Below are 16346 nucleotides of genomic sequence, written 5' to 3'. Positions count from 1 at the left end.
CCTTCTATGGCTATTACAACTTCACCGTCCTGAGCGGCGGAAAGCCTTACGGCATCCTGAGCGTCAACGGGTTCAGCGGCCAGGTCTGGTTCCACGCCTGGCACGGTCCGGCCGAGGAGGTCGTCCCGGTGACCTGAGCCTGGCGGACGAACGGGGAATGCAAGCGACCCGGACCAAGAGCGGTCCGGGTCGCGCCGTTATTGGAGGGTTTGACGGAGGAGTCTCAGATGGCCAGAGCGAGGACGATGACCCCGATCATGATGATCAGCCAGGCGCTGAGGGCCTCGCCATGCCGCTCGAGAAATTCCAACCGCACCGCTCCCAGGCCTAGCAGGGATAGCCAGACGGCCGTCAGCATCGCTCCAATGGTGACGACGGCCCAGGCGGCCACCGCCCCGAGGGAGGTGAAGACGCCCCAGGTGCTGGCGGCGATGAAGATGGGAATGGATTCGGCGCACGGCCGGGCCCCGAGGAGGGCTCCAAGGCTGAGGTCGGAGCGGGACCGACGGTCGTGCTCGCGGTGGGCGTGGGCCTCAGAGTGATCTTGGTGGTGGTGTCCGTGCTCGTGGTGGTGGCCGCGCCCCCTGCGCCCGGCCCACAGCAGATAGACCCCCAGGGCGATGACCAGGAGGCTGCTGTAGAGCTCGGCCGAACGGCCGAAGCGCTCAGTGGCTCCGGCGCCGAGGAAGACGATGACGAAGCCAAGGATGGTCGTGGAGGCCAGATGGCTGACGGCTCCGACCGCCGTGACCTGCAGCGCCCTGGCCAACGGCCAACCGCGGCCTTTAGCCAGAAGGACATAGGGCAGCCAATGGTCGGGCGCCAAGGCATGGATGGCCGCGGCTACGGCCGCGGCGGTGATTAGCGTGATCCCCTGGAACAAACCAACACCCCCGTCCAATAACGGGAGTTTCTCCCTTGGCCCGACTGCCTCCTGTCCTAGCTGGACTAAACCTTGACCCTCTCGGCGAACTCCCGCCCATATTGGCGGGCTCGCTCGAGGTCCTCGGCGGCCGGGGCGAACTTGACCCGCGGGCCGGGCGACCTCACGTCGAGCTGCAGACCCCTCAGTCGATCTTCCAGCAGGCCGACGGCTTCTCCGCTCCAGCCGTACGAGCCGAAGGCGGCCGCCGGCTTCCCCCGGCAGAGCACCGGCGAGACGTGACTGAGCAGCGCCCAGACCGGACGGGCGGCGTCGCGGTTGAGGGTCGGTGACCCGATCAGGACGCCGTCGGCCGCCTCGATGTGCCTGGCCAGGCCCTCCGGTCCGACCATGGCCAGGTCGTAGACCTGAGCGATGACGGCGCCGGCCTCGCCGATCCCCTTGGCGATGGCCTCGGCCAGTTGCCTGGTGTAGCCGTAGGCCGAAGCGTAGGCCACGGCGACGACCGGGGCTTCCTTCCTCGGCCGGGCCGAATACTCCGCGTATCGTTGGACCCAGCGTCTCGCGCGGACCTGGTGGATCGGCCCGTGGGCGGGGCAGATCACCTCGATCGGGAGGTCGGACAGCTTGGCCACGGCCTCCCGCACCTGCGCCTCGAAGGGGTGCATGATCGCCTGATAGAAGTCGCGATAGGCGATGGCATAGTCGTCGCTTCCATCGGCGGCCACGCCCGCGGCGAAGTGAGCGCCAAAGGCCTCCCCGCTGAAGAGGACCCGCTCGCTCTCCACCCAGGTAAAAAGGCAGTCCGGCCAAGGCATGAAGGGGGCCTCGATAAAGGTGAGGACGCGGCCCAAGCCGAGGTCCAGGCGGTCCCCCTCCCGGACGACCCGGATGTCCGGGTCTACCCTGGTGATCTCCCTGACGAAGCGGGCCCCCACCTCCGAGGTCACGACCTCGGCTTCCGGGTACGCCTTGAGCAGGCGGAGGAGGGAACCAGAGTGATTCGGCGCGGCATGGTCCAGGATGACGTAATCCGGCTTGGCTCCGTCGAGGACCCGCCCACAGAGGTCGAGGTAGCTATCGGCCACCTTGTCGTCGGCCACCTCGATGACGGCGGTCTTCTCGCCCATCAGCAAGTACGAATTGTAGGTCGTCCCATAGGGCGTCGGGATGATCACCTCGTAGCGCCTCCGGGCAGGGTCGGGAATCCCCACCCAGTGGAGCCCCTCGCGGATCTCGAAGGCGTTTGCCCTCAAGGAAGCTCTTCGATGGACCGGCGGAGGTTGGCCGTCTCCTCCAGCCCCTCGTCCACCGGCACGATTCCTTCGTCGTCTGCATCCGGCCAGTCGGTGATGACCCCCGGATCCTCCCCCGCCAATGGTCCGGGCGAGAAGTCGTCCGGCGAGTCGACGTCGACCAGAGTATCTGGGTCGCCGGGAACGGATGGTCCGACGCCCGTCGGGGGCGTCACCGGCCGCTCGGGGCCGCGGCGTCGATCATAAGAAGCGGGCATGCGATCGTCTCCTTTCGGAGATAGCATGCCCGCCGCCGGTCGTTCAACTGCCCGTGATGGCTGGCCCGGATCCTTGCTTGGGATGGCGCCCGCCGATCAGGACTGTTGCTGGATGCCCATCTGGGAGACGGTCTGGCTGAACTTCTGCTCAGCCTTCTGAATCTCCTGGACGCTCGCCTCAGGTGGTTTGTACCAGCCATGGGAGTTCATGTGGTTGAAGATCTCGTCCTGGTCGCGGAGGCACTCCGTACACAGCTTATGGAAAAGGTCTCTCAGCTTGGGGTCGGCTGACTCGACCGTCGACTGGCTGTAGTTGTCGATCAGGTACTTGTGGGTCATCAGTAGGTCGGTGAGAAGATCCTTCTCATCCATCTTGCCGCCACTCTTGACGTTGGGAGTCACCTTTGTCGCACCTCGCCTTCATCGTGATTGCGGCGGCGCCGGCCGCCGCCCGGGTCACTGCATGTTCGGGGTCGATGACTTGATGTACTGGACCAGGTCCTGGATGTGGCGCTCGTGCTCCTTGCCGTGGCGCTCGATCATTTCCTTGGCGGTGGTCTCCTGGACCAGGCCGGCGAAGAACTCGCCCTTCTTGACGAGAATCTCGTTGATCCCGATGCAGTCCTCGAGTTGCAGCAGTTCCCGCTGAGTGATGTGGCCCTTCGGCACTTGTCGTTCCCTCCTTCTCCAAGGCTTCGCTTCCGGCCGTATTATCTCCGCGGCTCCGGCGCGGGATACGGCAGGAACTCCCCCGACCGGCATGGAATAGCAGTCTGCCTGGAGGTGCGGACTTGTCGACGGCTAGAAACATCCCGGTGATGACCGTGACGGCGGCCCTCAACGTCGGCTCGGTGATGCTTTGGAACCCCATCCTTTCGCTGATCATGCGCGACCTTGGGGCGAGCGACCTGCAAATCAGCGTGGCCTTCGCCGCCTGGGCGTTGGCCGCCGCGTTCAGCCAATATCAGGGGGGGCGATGGGGCGACCGCTTCGGCCGCTTCCCGATCGTCGTCTATCCCACCTACCTGTGCGCCTTGGCCATCGGGACGGCCGCGTTCATGCCGTCGTGGCTGCCCTTCGCCATCGTCTACGTCTTCTGGAACGCCTTCAATGCCCTCCAATCGCCGGTCTTCATGCCCTTCGTCGGCGAGTCGGTCCCGCCGGAACGCCGCGGGCACGCCTTCGGCCTCCTGGAAGGGGTCATCGCCGTGGGGATCGTCATCGGCCCATTGCTCGGGGCCAGGCTCCTACCGGCCATCGGGGCCAGGGGACTCTTCCTGATCACCGCCGCAGTAATCATGTCCACGGCGACCGTGCGCCATCTCCTGCTTCGGGAGACAAGGCCGAAGGCCACGGGCAGCCGGCCCTTCGCCTTCAGCCACATCTTCAGCGGACGCCTGCGCCTGGTCCTTTTGTCGCTGGTCCTCAGCAACGTGGTCCTGGTCATGGCCAACTGGGGGCCGTTCATGTCCCTCCATGCCAGTGACGCGATGGGCTTGTCCAAGGCTCAGATCAACCTGTTCTTCGCCCTGGGGGCGGCGGTCGGCGCGGCGTCCAGCCCGCTCGGCGGGCGGGCGGTGGCCCGCTTCGGACCCCACCGCGTCCTCGCCCTCGCCTGCCTCGGCCTCGGGCTGTGCGCCCTGCTCTGGATGGTTCAACGGAACCTCGCCGGGATCGCCCTCGGTTACCTGCTGATCAACTTCTTCTTCCAGTGGGGAGTAATCTCCAACGATGCCTTCAGGGTCCACGCCGTCGATGAGTCCATCCGCGGCGTGTGCCTCGGGTCTATGGGCACGCTGGTCAGCCTGTCGACAGTGGTCGTCGTCCCCCTGGTGGGTTTCCTGAAGCAACTCCTCCCCACCGCCCCGTTCTGGATGGCCACCGTCGCCGCGGTCGGACTCCTCGTCGTCACGAACGCCCTGACGCGGGCCGACGCCACCGAGCCCGCCGGCTTGACGGCCGCGGAGTGAAAGAGATGCCCGGCAGGAGCGCCGGGCGCCAGGCGGGGAGTGCAGGGAGGCGGGACCCTTGCTTCAGCCCTTGACGGTCAGCGTGACCAGAGTGTCTCGGCCCGGCTTGACTTCCACGGTCGTGCCGGCCGTCCTCTTTGACCGCGGGCAGCCGCGGCCACCGGTGAGACTGTGGGTCCCGGCCGGCAGGTTGGCCAGGCGGAACATGCCGTCGAAGCCGGTGCGGGTGGACTTGCCATTGGCCGAGACCTTGCCGAACTTGACCGGGATGCCGTATCCGTTGACGACCTGCCCATAGATCGAACCGACCTTGCCCTGGCGGGCGGCCCCGGCCAGGCAGGCCTGGACGTCGACCCGACCGTAGCCGTAGTGGGTACCCCAACCGTCTCCGGCGGTGGCGGCCACGTTCCTGGCCGTGGCCTGGAGCCGGCCGACGGCCTCACCCGGGTCGATTCCGGCCTGGGCCGCCAGGAGCAGTCCCAAGAGGCCGCTGACCACGGGCGTGGCCATGGACGTCCCGTCGAGGCAATCATAGTCCTGCCGGTAACCGTAGCTGTTCAGGTCGACCTGATGGCTCGGCAGGGTCGATAGGATGGCGACACCGGGAGCGGCCACGCCGACCCCGATGTTCCAGTTGGAGAAGCCGGCGCAGAGGTCGTCCGGGCCGGTCGCCGCCACGCCCAGGGCGTAAAGGTTGGCCCCGGGGTAGTTGGCGATGGCCCGACCGTCGTTGCCGGCGGCGGCGACGACGATGGCCCCCTCCGAATGGGCGTGCCGGATGGCGTCCTGTAGCGTCTGCGAGTAGGTCGAGGCGCCGAGGCTCAGGCTGATGATCTTGGCCCCATGATCGGAGGCCCAGGTCACGCCGGCCGCGACGTTGGCCACCGACCCGCTGCCGCCCTTGTCGAGGACCTTGACCGGCATCAGCCTGACCGCGTTGAAGCTCACCCCGGCCACCCCGACGGCGTTGTCGGTGGCCGCCGCGGCGATGCCCGCGCAATGGGTGCCGTGACCGTTGTCGTCGAGGGCGTCGTCGGTGCCGTCGATGAAGTTGTGCCCGATGACCTTCCCCGAGGCGTCCCTGACCATCTTGGAAGCCAGGTCGGGGTGATTGTAGTCGATACCGGTGTCGACGATGGCCAGGATCGGCCCGTTGGTCAAGGACTTGACTCCGTCCCAGGCCTCCAGGGCGGCGATCTTCGGCAGCCAGTACTGGGCCATCGCCCCGTCGTGCGAGCTCTCATAGGTCCCCACAAGGTATGGGTCGTTCGGCGTGTAGAGGGCGTGGACGAGGTAATTCGGCTCGGCGAAACAGACCACCTTGCGCCGGGCATAGAGGCCGACATAGCGGCGCTCCTGGCCGCATGGAACGCTCACCACCTGGGTCCCGACCTTGTCGAGGCGGCCCATGACCTTCGCGCCGACGCTCCGGTGGGCCGTGTTCATGTGGAAGTTCGTGGCCTCCGGGTAGAACTTCACCAGGACCTGGCCGGGCACTCGGGGTGAGGCGAGGCGCCCGACAAGCCCTTGCGGGGCGACCCGCCGGAACAGGGTGCCGAGGTTCATTGGTTCAGGCTTTCCTTTGGTTATCAAGGCCCGGTCTCCCCTCCCAGATGGGCGCCAGAACAATATCGGCGGTCTATCGTATTCTGTCAACCAACTCATGGTGCGTTATGGAAAAGAAAGCCCCCTTCCGCCGAAGCGCGGAAGGGGGCTTGGTTGTTAATCTGTCGCTATTACGGTCGGGACCTGGGGTCGGTCTAGCCCGAGGCTCCCTTGATCCATGGGAAGAACTTGTCCCTGATGACGTCCATGACGACGCTGGCGAAGACGGCGAAGACGGCCGAGGTGATGACCCCGGCGATCAGGTGAGCGGTCTTGAAGGCGTTGCCGTAGACCATCACCAAGCCGCCCAGACCGACGAGCTCCATGGTCATCTCGGCGACGATCATGCCGACCACGGCCCGTCCCAGGGCGACCCGCAGACCGGCCAGGATGTAAGGCACGGCGTTGGGGAGGGCGACCCACCGGATGAACTGGGCTTCGGTGAGCCGGAAGGCCCAGCCCACTTCACGCAGCACCCGCGGGAGGACTTTGACCCCCATGGCCGTGTTGATGGCCACCGGCCAGATGGCCACCGTGGCCACCAGGAAGACCCGGGCCGGCTGGCTGAAACCGAACCAGATGATGACCAGCGGCACCAGGGCCACGGTCGGTGTGGCCATGAAGAAGCTGACGTAAGGCGAGATGATCTTCTCCACCGTCTTGAAGCGTCCCATCAGGACCCCGAGGATGGAACCGATGACGACGGCGATGATGTAGCCGTAGCCCATGTCCGACAAGCTGACCATGAAAGCCTTCTGGAGGGCTCCCTTGTGGATCAGGTCGGCGTAGGCGTTGACCACCAGGCTCGGCGTGGGCATCAGGATCGGGTTGAGGTTCCGGGCCAGGAGCTGCCAGAGGATCATGAAGGTGCCGACCGACAGGACCTGCACCCTGATGCTGGACCACCAGCTGACCTTCTTACGGGTCGGTTTCCACTCCGGCGCCGGCACGGTGGTGGTCGCCGGGGTTACGGTGCTCTTCTCGGTCGCGCTCATTGGGCGCCACCCCCCGTCGTGTCTCCGCCCTCGAGGGTGCGGATCAGCTCAGCCCGGATCTCGACGTAGCGGGCGCTCGCCCGGGAGGCCTCATTCCAACGCGGCCGAGGGACGTCGACATCGACCGACTTGATGACCTTGGCCTCCCCCATGACGATGACCCGGTCTGCCAGGAAGATGGCCTCGTCGACGTCATGGGTGACGAAGACCACGGTGACCCGGGACTGCTCCCAGATGCGGGCCAGCTCGACTTGAAGGGTGTGGCGGGTCATCGCGTCGACCGCCCCGAAGGGCTCATCCATGAGGAGGACCTTGGGCGACGTGGATAGGGCCCGGGCCAGCCCGACGCGCTGCTGCATGCCGCCTGACAGTTGATAGGGGAAGTAATGGCCCCACTTCTCCAGGCCGACCGCCTTGAGGTGCTCTTTGGCGACCTTGTCACGTTCCGCCTTGTTGACCCGGCGGGCCTGAAGTCCGAGGGCGACGTTGTCGAGGACGTTGCGCCAGGCGAACAGCCCCACGTCCTGGAAGACAAAGCCCACGTCGTTCAGGGACTCGGTGAGCGGCCGGCCTGACAGGAGGACCTGGCCCTCGTCGGTGGGGATCATCCCGTCCATGATCTTCAGCAGGGTCGTCTTGCCGCAACCGCTGTGGCCCAGAAGGCAGACGAACTCGTTCGGTCTGATCTTCAGGTTGATGTCGCGGAGGACGATGTGTTCTTTGCCGTTCTGGTAGTCAGGATAGGCTTTGGAAACGCCCTTGACTTCGATATGGGTCGTCAGTTCTTCTCACCCCTCGTCTTTGGGCCCTTGGTCAGCTACTTGGTGATGCCGAGCTCCTTCCGGGCCTGGTTCATGTACTTATCGGTGGCCCAGGTCTCGACCGGCTTGTCGGGAATCGACTGGGCCTTGATCAGGAAGTCGGCCGTGGTCTTGATGGTCTCCATGGTCAGGAGGCCATCGACCGGATACATGTCGTTCTCCTTGAGGACGTTGTAAAGTTCCTTGGCGTCGACTTCATCGAGGGCCTCGACCTTGCTCTTGGCCAGGGCCAGCCACTCATCCGGCTTGTCCTTGAACCACTTGGCGGCGGCGATCTGCGCCTTGCAGATGGCCACGGCCAGGTCAGGATGGGCGTCGAGCCATTCCTTCTTGGCCGCCCACATATCGTCGTGAACCCCGGGGTAGTCGGCGACCAGGGTGGTCAGGGTCGTGAAACCTTCGCGCCGCAGCTTCAGGTAGTTACCACCGTAGACCCACACCGCGTCGACCTTGCCGGCCAGGAGGGCCGACGACCGGGCACTGTTGCCGCCGATCTGGATCCGCTTGACCGCATCCAGAGGGATGTTGTGCTTGGTGAAGATGGCGTCGGCGATGATGTTGGCGATCGAGCCGGGGTCGGCCGCGCCAAGGTTCTTGCCCTTAAGGTCTTCGAGGGTCTTGATGCTCTTCGAGCCGACCAGGGTGTAGAGGTTCTTCGGCCGGTTCAGGGCAAAGCCATAGAGACCGGCGTTGACGATATCCTCGAGGGAAGTGGCGACCACTTCGGCCTGGCCCGCCAGAAGGGCCTGCACGGCCTTGGGCCCGCCGTCGGCGTACATGTACTCGACGTTGATCCCTTCCGCCTTGAGGATCTCGGCGACCTTATAGCCGACGACGTCGATCCCGTCAGGGGCGGAGCTGAAGGCGATCTTCAGGGTCTGGCCCTTGACCGTGGGCTTCTTCTTGCAACCGGAAAGGGACAGGACGAGAGAGGCGACCATCGTCATTGCGAGCAGCGCGACTAGGACCCTGACCAAACCGCGAGACCTCGGGGACCTGGCAAGCGTCATCGATTTGGAACCCCCTCTGCATGGTTTGATGTCGGCCTCATACACCCGTGGAATCGTGACACTCCAGTCGGTTGCCATCCGGATCGCGGAAGTAAACGGACATCCCGTAGGGCGAGCGCTTCGGCCCGTCGAAGGCGACCCCGGCCGCCTTGAGCTTCTCGACGATCGGCTCGACCCCCTCGGGGCAGCGGAAAGCGATGTGTTCGACGGTCTTGCCCTTGACTTCCCCGGCGGGGAAAGTGGTCAGGCCAAGCCCCTGAATGGTCGAGGCCGAAGCCCGGCCGTCGGGCCTGACCGTCCGCTCGCGAATCTGGAGCCCGAGGAGACCGACGTAGAAATCGAGCGCCCGGTCCAGGTCCTGGACGAAAAGGAGCAGGTGGGACACTCTGTTGATGGCCGGCGCCGGGGCGGCCGGCACCGGGGCGGCCGGCGCGGCCGCCTCCTTCGGTTCGGCCATTAGGTCGACCCCGAGCTTTCCGTTGCGGCCCCAGCTATCCTTGGCCACGTCGTGGATGATCACGTGCAGGTGGGTCGGGTCGGAACCGGCCTCGTCGACCATCGCCTTGGTGATGGCCTTGACCAGGCGGCGCTTCTGCTCGACCGTGCGACCTTCCCAGAACTCAACGATGACTGCCGGCATGGTTCTCCTCCCGCTAGCCTAGGGTGATGGGCAGGGCGGCACCGAGCCCGCGGGACCGGGCCAAGCGGTAGGCCTTCTCCGCCACAGCCACGTCCAAGCTGGCGAGCCCCTGAGACACGACGAGGATCCGTTGACCGCTCGAAGTCCGGCCGGGATGCCGTCCGGCGAGGACCTCGCTGATGGTCGTGCCGATGAGGCCCGGCGCCTCGGGACCGTAGCACTCGACCAGTTCTTTCTGTAGCTGCTCCCGGCTGTCGACGACGCGAAGGTCGGCCGCCTTGAACAGTCCGGCCCCCGGCTCGGCCGTCTCCAGTGAGGAGACCACCGCCCCGGGCGAAATCCACTCTTCGGACAGGAGCTCGTTCCCCGAACTCGTGCAGGTGAGGACCTGATCGGCCCCCCGGACCGCGTCGGCGATGGAGGCCGCCGGCCGGGCCTCGAGACCCAGCTCGCGCCGGGCGGAATCGGCCAGTTCGGTGCGGGTCTCGACGCGCCGAGAGGCGATCCGGACCTCGGTCAGATCGAAAACCCGGCTGTAGTAGGTCAGGGCCGAGGCCGCCAGACGGCCGGCCCCGACCAGGCCCAGACTCTGGGTCTTGGATGTGGCCAGGGCGCGGGCGGCGACGGCCATCGCGGCCACCGTCCGCTGAGCGTAGTTCCAGGTCTCGTCGACGATGGCCAGGGGCAGAGCCGTGGCCGGATCGATCAGGACGATCCAGCGCGTGGCGGTCCCTCGGGCTTCATCGGCCTGGTGGCTGACCAACCTGATCCCGGCCACCGGCGTGCCCTCGAGGACGCAGGCCTTGAGGTGGTAGTGGTTGCCCAGACGATCCTTCATGCTGAGGTTGCGCGGACTCGGCCAACCGACTTCCCCAGTGGCCTCGCCGCGCAGGGTGGTCTCCACAGCCGCCAGTACGTCATCGGGCGTGAGCAGTCCCCGGCAATCAGCCGCGGACAGGTAGATGGGTGGGTTCACGGGTCACTCCCCTTCGATCTCCTCGATCGTCGCCTGCAGCGACCTGAGGTGATCCGAATAGGCCTGGCCGGCCTCCGCCGGGCGTCCTTCCTGAATGGCCGAGGCGATCCGACGGTGCTCCTCGAGGGACTGGGCGGCGCGGCCCGGAAGGGCCAGGACCGCCCGGCGATCGGGAAAGACGTGGTTGATGGACTTCGCCAGGCGCAGCAGGTAGCGGTTGCCGGACATCTGGCCCAGGATGACGTGGAACTCGAGGTCGAACCGTTCCAGCGTACTGACGTCAACCCGCCGCGCGGCGTCCTCCATGTCGGCCACGTTCTTGGCCAGGGCGACGAGGTGTTCGGCGACCCCGGGAGAGCCCTTGGCAACCGCCTCGGCGGCCAGCTTCGTCGCCTTGACCTCAAGGGCCTCGCGGACCTCCAGGAGGGCCATGACGTCCTCGCGGTGATCGCTCAGCCATGGCGCCCAGTAGGCCGGATCCTCGAGGGTCGTGGCGTGGTGCGAAACCAACGTTCCGACCCCTTGCCGAACCTCCAGGAGCCCCAGGGTCGACAGGCTTCGGACGGCCTCACGGATGGTGGCTCGGCTGACCCCGAACTGAACGGCCAGTTCCCGTTCGGACGGGAGCCGGTCCCCCGGGGTCAGGGTCCCCTCGTCGATCAGCCTCTTCACCTGCTCCGCCACCTGGCGCGAGTTGCTCACGGCCTGCACCGGCCGGAACAGCAATTCACCTATCACCTCCTGTTGATGACTGTATGACCGAGTGGTCGGACCACCTGATGTTCTGATGGTTCACTTCGCCCAAAACTGTGCGAATCCTCTAGAATGGAAACCGTTGCCGTGAAGAATTTCACAGATGGCCCCGAAGACGGGGACCCGGCCGAATCGCAAAGGCCCGGGCGGGGGGCTTTCCCCCCACCCGGGCCGTAACCGCCGGAAGGCGCTTCGCGGCGGTGATGCCCCTCAACCCACTCAGCGGCCGGCCGGCCAATAGCCCTTGCCGGTCTTCATGACCTCCATGAACTGCTCCTTGTTCAGCCCGGCCAAGCCAAGGTAGCTCAGGCCGCGGGCCTTGACCCGCAGGTCCTCGCCGAGGAGCTCACAGGCCAGCTCGATGACGGCGGTGGTGAGCGGGGTCCTCACTCCAACCAGGCGGCCGAGTTCCTCCATGGGGACCATCCCGTAGGGGATGTCCTCCATCAGGAAGCGGTGACGCAGGTTGCGCGGGGCGGTGTCCCATTCATAGGCCGGGTTGGTGGCCATGACCTTGGCCAGGGTCTCGCCCTTAGCCCCCTGATGGCCGTACCAGCCGAGCATGACCTCGAGGAACGGCGGAAGCTTGGTCCCGAGCGCCCGGCCGATGGCCAGGCGTTCGGCTTCGACGCCTTCGACCACCCGGCCGACCGACGGTGAACAGCCCTCCCAGTAGAAGAGGAACTCGTCCTTGTCCGACTCCACCCGGCCGGCGTTGAGGACCAGGATGGGCGCGTGGAAGACGGTGTTGACGTTGCCGAGCCCGGTCTCGATGACATCGTCGGCCAGCTGGACCAAGGGGTAGATCTGCTTCAGGACCTTGATCCCCCGCTCGCCGTCGACGGCCGGGAAGGCGGCCGCCTTCATCCCGTTCTTGAACCCGCTGACCCAGGCCGATGACGGGCCGCCCTTGAAGCCAGAGTAGATCATGCACTCGCTCTCCATAATGATCGGCCGGCCTTTGCAGCCGCTCTCCTTGAGGGTCCGGGCGAACTCGATGGCCCCGCCGAAGTTCCCCGGGCTCATCATGACGACCTGGCCGTCCTTGAGGTAGGGCGCGACGAGCTGGGCGAAACGCTTCTGCCCGAAGGCCGGAACGACCAAGAGGACGGCCTCGGCCCCCTCGACCGCCCTGGCCGCGTCGGCGGTCGCCTCGACCGGGAAGAATCCGGCCGGAAGGTCGAGGTTCCCGCGGACTTCGAGCTCGATCCCCCCGCGCTCCCTGACCCCGTCGAGGGCCTTGGCGAATTCCGGCACCTCGAAGATCCTTACCTGGTGACCACGACCCGCCAGGTCGGCCGCGGTGATGAAGGCTCCATTTCCTCCGCCCAGTACGGCGACACGCATCTCGATGAAGACCCCCTTAGTGACTGTAGAAATCGCTGTAGAGTCATTCTACAACTGGAGTAAGTTTTTCTCCCCTTATGCCCGGATTCCTTCTCTTCGGCGGCGCCGGCAAAGATTCTTTTTCGTCTCCGAGCCCCGCCTGGCGCCTCGGTCCAAGATTTTTCTCGACCCCGGTGGGAATTCGAAAGGGTTTCCAAAACCCCCAGCGAAGTATGAGGACCAGAGCATAGTTGTAGAATGACTGGACAACTAGCGCAAAGGAGGTCAGGTGGGTGTTCAAACCTTTTGGCGGGGTGCGAAAAGCCGAGCACGTCGTCCAGCAAGTGCTGGAGACGATCCAGGCGGGCGGGCTGAACCCCGGCGACAAATTGCCGGAGGAGAATGCCATGGCCGCTCAGTTCGAGGTCAGCCGCAACTGTATCCGGGAGGCCCTGAGGATCCTTGAGACGATGGGCGCGGTCGCAGTCCGCCACGGGCGGGGCTGCTTCGTTATGAGCGCCGCCGACCCGGCCGAGCCGCCGAAGATCCTTCTCTCCTGGCTGAAAGCCTTCGAGTCGGAGGTTCTGGACCTCCTCGAGGTGCGGGAAGCGATGGAGGCCAAGGCGGCCCGTCTGGCCGCCGGCCGCGCCACCCCTGAGGACCTGGCCGAACTGGAGCGACTGGCCGACGAGATGGCCGACGGGGTCAAGGCCGGGACCTTTGATTCGGAGGCCCTGGCCCGGCTCGACCGGGCCTTCCATACCTCGCTGGCCCGGGCCAGCCACAATACCTTTCTATTGAAGCTGGGTCCGGGGACCTGGGCGGCCGCCGACCGACGGGCGGTCTTCGCCATGGAGGGCCGGGACCTTCTCTCGGCCAGGCAGCATCAGGAGATCAGCGCGGCCATCGCCGCGCGGGATCCCGCGGCCGCTGAGACCGCGGTCTCGCGGCACATCCGCGACGTTATCGACCAGGTCCGGGCCCTCAGCCCCAAGGCTGGGGCGGGCCGGGACAACGAGGGCCGGAAGGCGGCCGCGGGGTCGGCCAGTGACGCAGAACCCAAGACTACCTGACGACTCAAACATTCGATAGACCTATCACGGAGGAGGCCAGTCAATGGCAGCGATCGCAGCAGAACGGGCCGGCCGAAGGGTGCTTCTGATGGGCAACGAGGCCATCGCCCGGGGGGCGATTGAGGCGGGCATCAGCCTCATGGCCGCTTACCCCGGGACACCCTCGTCGGAGATCGGCGAGGTCCTCGCCAAGTCGGCCGCGGAAACCGGAATGTACGTCGAGTGGAGCACCAACGAGAAGGTGGCCTTCGAAGTGGCCACCGGGGCCGCGCTGGTCGGGGCCAGGGCGATGGTGGCGATGAAGAACGCCGGCCTGAACGTGGCCATGGACACCTTCATGACCCTTTCCTACACCGGCGTTCCCTCGGCCCTCATCGTCGTCGTCGCCGACGACCCCGGAGCCCACTACTCTTCCAATGAGCAGGACACGCGGTTCGCCGCGGCCTACGCCGAGATCCCCTGTTTCGAGCCGGCCAACCAGCAGGAAGCGAAGGACATGGTCCCCGAGGCCGTCCGCCTGTCCGAGGCCATCGAACTCCCGGTCTTTCTGCGCTCGGTCAGCCGCCTGTCCCACGCCAGCGGCGACGTCCGCCTCGGCGAGCCGGTCGCTCCCGTCCGCAAGCTCGGCTTCAACAAGCATTATGAACTGACCTACCGCTGGAACGTCTACGGTCCCCCGGGGGCCGTCGACAAGCACCGCTGGCTTCACGGGGCCCTGGACAAGGCCCGGGCCTACGTCGAGGAGACCCCCTGGAACCGCCTGACCCTCACCCCCGGCGCCAAGCTCGGGGTGATCACCTCCGGACTGGGCGCGGCCTACGTCACCGAAGCCCTTGATAACCTGGGCGTCGCCCATCACATGCTCCGCTTGGGTCTGGCCTTCCCGATTCCCGAGAAGAAGGTCCAGAAGCTCCTCGAGGCCTCCGACGTGGTCCTGGTGGTCGAAGAGGGCGACCCGGTCATCGAAGACCAGGTCAGCACGATCGCCGCGCGGCTGTCCAAGGCCCCGGCCATCAAGGGCAAGCGCAACGGCGGCGTCCTGCCCCTCTGGGGTGAGCTAAACCCGGACCTCGCCGACGGGGCCGTCCGCAAGGTCGCCGCCCTGAGCGCGGCCGAGCCCACCAGGTCCGCCAAAGCCGTGAAGGCCGCGACTTCGCTGGTCGCCGCCCGCTCGTCGGCCCTCTGCCCCGGCTGTTCCCATCTCGGCAGCTACTGGGCGGTCAGGGAAGTCCTCCGCCACATCCCCGGCACCCACATCGTCAATGGCGACATTGGTTGCTACGAGCAGGCCGGTTACGGCGTCTCCTCGCGCCCGGTCCAGCCGACCGACGCCCGTTCGCAGAAGTACCGGATCGAGTCCCCTTACGAGATCCTCGACACCCTCTACGTGATGGGCAGCGGCATCGGGATGGCCCAGGGTCAGGCTCAGGCCGGTTACCGGGACGGCAAGGTCCTGGCGGTGGCCGGTGACTCGACCTTCTTCCACGCCACCCTGCCGGCCGTGGCCAACGCGGCCTACTCCAAGGCCCCGATCACCTTCCTCGTCTTCGCCAACTGCTGGACCTCGATGACCGGCCACCAGCCGAACCCGACCACCGGCAAGAGCGCCACCGCCGCCGAGGCCCCGACCATCGACATCGCCAACGCCTGCAAGGCCCTGGGTATCAGCAAGGTCATCGAGGCTTCGGCCTACGACGTCAAGGCCGCCGAAGCGGCCATCAAGGAAGGCGTCGAGTTCGACGGGCCGTCCGTGGTCATCCTGAAGAGCGAGTGCCGCCTGCAGTTCTGGCGCCGCCAGAAGAACCGCAAGACGACCACCGCCGTCAACGAAGACCTCTGCAACGGCTGCCGGCTGTGCCTCCAGTTCGGCTGCCCGGCGATCACCTATGACGCGGCCCGCAAGAAGGCCGGCGTCGACCCGGACGCCTGCACGGACTGCGGCCTCTGCTCCCAGATCTGCGCCAGGCATGCCTTTCATGGGGAGGTGCGGTAGATGAAGTTGGATCTGATCGTCGCCGGTGTCGGCGGCCAGGGCAGCATCCTGGCCTCGCACCTCATCGCCGACGCGGCCATCGCCTACGCTGAGAGGACCGGCGAGCAGATGGGGGTCCGCGTGGGTGAGACCTTCGGCGCCGCCATGCGCGGTGGCGCGGTGGCTTCCCACGTCCGCATCGGCAAGGTCGAAGGGCCGCTGGTCCCCGTCGGTTCGGCCAAGGTCGTCCTGGCCCTGGAGCCCCTGGAAGGACTGCGGATCGGCGGCGAGTACCTGGGTCGTGGCTCTCTGGCCCTGTTCAACACCCAACCCATCCCCCCGGTCGACGTCAAGGTCGGGGTCGCCCGCTACCCGTCGAAGGAAGAGATCGAAGGGGCCGTCGCCGGCCTCGGCGCCAAGCTCCGCTGGGTGGACGCCAACGCCCTGGCCCAGAAGGCCGGGGACCTGAGGACGCTGAACGTGGTCATGGTCGGCGCCCTTTACGGGACGGGACTCCTTCCCTTCTCCCCCGAAGACCTCACCAACGTGATCAAGGACCGCGTTCCGCCGAAGACCATCGACCTCAACCTGAAGGCCTTCGAGCTTGGTCGGGAGTCGGTGGCCGGCTGAGCCTCGGCCGCTCGAGCCCGCTCGTTTCGGATCAGTCAATCGTGAGCGAAAAAGGGGAGCCCGGAGGCTCCCCTTTTGGTCGGCTATTTTCGGCCTATTGGCGTTCTCGCCCGGTCTGCCGGGGTCGTCCGTGACTCGGGCCGCCCCCCGGCTCCTGGGGCCAGAAGGCATGGCCGGCC

At 66.4% G+C, this 16346-nt stretch carries 17 protein-coding genes; 4 read left to right on the top strand and 13 right to left on the bottom strand.

What is annotated here, in order from left to right; all coding sequences use genetic code 11:
• Nucleotides 1–223: 223 nt before the first annotated feature.
• The 5 genes from VGL40_06880 to VGL40_06860 all read right to left on the bottom strand — a co-directional run bounded on the left by VGL40_06880 (nt 224) and on the right by VGL40_06860 (nt 3065).
• Nucleotides 224–883: a hypothetical protein gene (locus tag VGL40_06880; protein HEY3314988.1), complete on the bottom strand. Its 660-nt coding sequence runs from the start codon at nt 881–883 to the stop codon at nt 224–226.
• Nucleotides 884–948: 65 nt separating this feature from the next.
• Complete coding sequence (locus VGL40_06875) at nt 949–2139, bottom strand: FprA family A-type flavoprotein (protein HEY3314987.1); 1191 nt, start codon at nt 2137–2139, stop codon at nt 949–951.
• Nucleotides 2136–2396, bottom strand: coding sequence for a hypothetical protein (locus VGL40_06870; GenBank protein HEY3314986.1), 261 nt, complete (start codon nt 2394–2396; stop codon nt 2136–2138). Before VGL40_06870 ends, VGL40_06875 begins: the two co-directional genes overlap by 4 nt.
• A gap of 96 nt (nt 2397–2492) precedes the next feature.
• A complete protein-coding gene (locus tag VGL40_06865) occupies nt 2493–2798 on the bottom strand; it encodes a spore coat protein (GenBank protein ID HEY3314985.1) in 306 nt (101 codons plus the stop codon).
• 54 nt (nt 2799–2852) lie between these two features.
• Nucleotides 2853–3065 (bottom strand): hypothetical protein, encoded by a 213-nt coding sequence (locus VGL40_06860; protein HEY3314984.1) that lies wholly within the window; start codon nt 3063–3065, stop codon nt 2853–2855.
• Between the two features lie 122 nt (nt 3066–3187).
• On the opposite strand from VGL40_06860, the gene VGL40_06855 reads away from it, so the two are divergent.
• Nucleotides 3188–4366: an MFS transporter gene (locus VGL40_06855; protein HEY3314983.1), complete on the top strand. Its 1179-nt coding sequence runs from the start codon at nt 3188–3190 to the stop codon at nt 4364–4366.
• Nucleotides 4367–4429: 63 nt separating this feature from the next.
• Here VGL40_06855 and VGL40_06850 read toward each other — a convergent pair whose 3' ends face one another.
• The 8 genes from VGL40_06850 to VGL40_06815 all read right to left on the bottom strand — a co-directional run bounded on the left by VGL40_06850 (nt 4430) and on the right by VGL40_06815 (nt 12513).
• Nucleotides 4430–5932, bottom strand: a complete 1503-nt coding sequence (locus VGL40_06850) for a S8 family serine peptidase (protein ID HEY3314982.1) — start codon at nt 5930–5932, stop codon at nt 4430–4432.
• A 194-nt stretch (nt 5933–6126) separates the two neighbouring features.
• Entirely contained in the window at nt 6127–6966 is an 840-nt protein-coding gene (locus tag VGL40_06845) for an ABC transporter permease (GenBank protein ID HEY3314981.1), read from the bottom strand.
• Nucleotides 6963–7664: an ABC transporter ATP-binding protein gene (locus VGL40_06840; protein HEY3314980.1), complete on the bottom strand. Its 702-nt coding sequence runs from the start codon at nt 7662–7664 to the stop codon at nt 6963–6965. Before VGL40_06840 ends, VGL40_06845 begins: the two co-directional genes overlap by 4 nt.
• A 119-nt stretch (nt 7665–7783) precedes the next feature.
• Nucleotides 7784–8764, bottom strand: a complete 981-nt coding sequence (locus VGL40_06835) for an ABC transporter substrate-binding protein (GenBank protein HEY3314979.1) — start codon at nt 8762–8764, stop codon at nt 7784–7786.
• A gap of 70 nt (nt 8765–8834) precedes the next feature.
• The gene (locus tag VGL40_06830) at nt 8835–9437 is read right to left on the bottom strand and encodes a tautomerase family protein (protein HEY3314978.1); all 603 of its coding nucleotides are present in this window, start codon (nt 9435–9437) and stop codon (nt 8835–8837) included.
• Nucleotides 9438–9450: 13 nt separating this feature from the next.
• The gene (locus tag VGL40_06825) at nt 9451–10413 is read right to left on the bottom strand and encodes a hypothetical protein (protein HEY3314977.1); all 963 of its coding nucleotides are present in this window, start codon (nt 10411–10413) and stop codon (nt 9451–9453) included.
• A gap of 3 nt (nt 10414–10416) precedes the next feature.
• Entirely contained in the window at nt 10417–11139 is a 723-nt protein-coding gene (locus VGL40_06820; protein HEY3314976.1) for a FadR/GntR family transcriptional regulator, read from the bottom strand.
• A 246-nt stretch (nt 11140–11385) separates the two neighbouring features.
• Nucleotides 11386–12513: an NAD/NADP octopine/nopaline dehydrogenase family protein gene (locus VGL40_06815; protein ID HEY3314975.1), complete on the bottom strand. Its 1128-nt coding sequence runs from the start codon at nt 12511–12513 to the stop codon at nt 11386–11388.
• Nucleotides 12514–12785: 272 nt separating this feature from the next.
• On the opposite strand from VGL40_06815, the gene VGL40_06810 reads away from it, so the two are divergent.
• From VGL40_06810 to VGL40_06800, 3 genes are read left to right on the top strand one after another with little or no spacing between them, the layout of a single operon-like run.
• Nucleotides 12786–13565, top strand: coding sequence for a FadR/GntR family transcriptional regulator (locus VGL40_06810; GenBank protein HEY3314974.1), 780 nt, complete (start codon nt 12786–12788; stop codon nt 13563–13565).
• A gap of 43 nt (nt 13566–13608) precedes the next feature.
• Entirely contained in the window at nt 13609–15558 is a 1950-nt protein-coding gene (locus VGL40_06805) for a thiamine pyrophosphate-dependent enzyme (GenBank protein HEY3314973.1), read from the top strand.
• Nucleotides 15559–16167: an indolepyruvate oxidoreductase subunit beta gene (locus VGL40_06800; GenBank protein HEY3314972.1), complete on the top strand. Its 609-nt coding sequence runs from the start codon at nt 15559–15561 to the stop codon at nt 16165–16167.
• Nucleotides 16168–16346 lie beyond the last annotated feature (179 nt).

Source organism: Bacillota bacterium, from assembly GCA_036504675.1.
Classification (GTDB): Bacteria; Bacillota; Sulfobacillia; order JAJYWN01; family JAJZPE01; genus DASXUT01.
This window is presented reverse-complemented; position numbering and strand designations above follow the sequence as displayed.